The 2,029-nt window shown below is 70.3% G+C and carries 1 protein-coding gene; it reads left to right on the top strand.

Going from position 1 to position 2,029, the window contains the following annotated elements:
- Window positions 1-15 precede the first annotated feature (15 nt).
- Window positions 16-2,029, top strand: a 2,014-nt coding sequence (locus tag ACFY0P_RS52150) for a condensation domain-containing protein (protein WP_388929534.1), incomplete at its 3' end; no start/stop codon positions are given.

Here is a 2,029-nt window from a genome sequence, read left to right as displayed (position 1 = left end):
GGTGAGGTGCAGGCCGTGGTGGCCGCGCACCCCGACGTCGCCCAGGCCGCCGTCATCGCCCGCGAGGACACCCCAGGCGATCCGCGTCTGGTGGCGTATGTCGTGCCAGGACCGGAGGCTGACGGCCGGCTGCCGGGGGCGGTGCGGGAGTTCACCGCCACCCGCCTCCCCGACTACATGGTGCCGTCGGCGGTGGTGACCCTCGATGCGCTGCCCCTCAACCCGAACGGCAAGCTCGACCGCGCCGCCCTGCCCTCTCCGGCCTCCGGTAGCACGTCGCACCGTCGGCCTTCCACACCGGCCGAGGAGATCCTCTGTGCCGCCTTCGCCGAGGTCCTGGGTCTCGACCGGGTGGGCGCCGACGACAACTTCTTCGAGCTCGGCGGTCACTCGCTGCTCGCGACGCGGCTGCTCAACCGTGTCCGTACCCTCCTCGACACCGAACTGCCCGCCCGCACCCTCTTCACCACCCCGACTCCCGCTGCCATGGCGGCCGCCGTCGGTGCCGAGCGCGTCGCGGTCCCCCCGAACCTGATTCCCCGGGATGCCACGGAGATCCGTCCGGAGATGCTGTCTCTGGTGGATCTCGGCCAGGACGAGATCGACCTGATCTGCGCCCGTGTCCCGGGCGGTGCCGCGAACGTGGCGGACATCTACCCGCTGGCCCCCCTGCAGGAAGGCATGCACTTCCACTACCTGCTGGCCGACGGCGGCGACGACGTCTACCTGGAACCGAGCATCGTTGCCTTCGACTCGCGAGAGCGCCTGGACGCGGTACTCGACGCACTGAGGCAGGTGGTGAACCGGCACGACATCTACCGCACCGCGATCCTCTCGGAGGGCCTTCGCGCACCGGTCCAGGTGGTGTGCCGGCGAGTCGAGATCCCCGTGGCGGAAGTGACCCTGGACGGTGGCGAAGACGCGATATCCGGGCTCCTGGCTCGGGCCTCCGCGCGTATCGACCTGTCCCGAGCACCGCTCATGCGGATATGTGTGGCCGAGGAGCCGCGAACCGGTCGTTGGCTGGCGCTCTTCCAGATGCACCACATGCTCCAGGACCACACCGGCTGGGAAGTCGTCCTCGACGACATCTCGGCCATCCTGCGCGGCGAAACCGACCGTCTGCCGGAGCCGCTCCCGTTCCGGAACTTCGTGGCCGCGGCCCGGCTGGGTACGTCCCGCGAGGAGCACGAGGACTACTTCAGGGCTCTGCTGGGAGACGTCACCGAGACGACCGCCCCGTTCGGGCTGACGGACGTCCTCGGCGACGGCGCGGAAGTCGGTCAGGGACGGCTGACGCTCGGCGACGCCCTCGCCGCCCGGGTACGGGAGCGGGCGCGGGTGCTCGGCGTCTCCGCCGCGACACTGTTCCACGTGGCGTGGGCCCGGGTGCTGGCGACGGCGGCGGGCCATGACGACGTGGTGTTCGGTACGGTCCTGCTGGGACGCATGAATGTCGGCGCCGATCGCGTACCCGGACCGTTCATCAACACACTGCCCGTGCGCGTCGACGTCTCCGCGACCGGCGTGGCGGCCGCCGTCACCGGGATGCACTCCCAGCTGGCGGACCTCATGGCGCACGAGCACGCGGTGCTGGCCCTGGCCCAGCAGATGAGCGGAGTGACGGCGCCGGCCCCGCTGTTCACATCGATCTTCAACTTCAGGCACAGTCGGCGTTCCGCCCAGGACGGCGAGGCGTCCGCCCAAGGCATCAGCACGGTCTACTCCCGCAACCGCACCAGCTACCCCCTGGTCGCGGCAGTCGACGACATCGGCACCGGGTTCACCGTGACCGTGGACGCGGTTGTACCGGTCGATCCCGAGCGCGTGTGCGACCTGCTGTGCGCCACCACGGAAAACCTGGTCACCGCTCTGGAGCAGGACGCCGAGACGCCGCTCCGCGATGTCCGGATCCTCGCGGAGGGGGAGTGCGATCGGCTGGTGGGGTTGGGGCAGGGGGTGGTGGAGGACTTCGGGTGTGGGTCGGTTGTGGAGTTGTTCGGGCGTCGGGTGGTGGCTGATCCGGGTG

The sequence above is a fragment of the Streptomyces sp. NPDC001714 genome, from assembly GCF_042892755.1.
Taxonomy (GTDB): domain Bacteria; phylum Actinomycetota; class Actinomycetes; order Streptomycetales; family Streptomycetaceae; genus Streptomyces.
The sequence above is the reverse complement of the archived record's forward strand: the minus strand, read 5'-3'. Positions and strand labels throughout refer to the sequence as shown.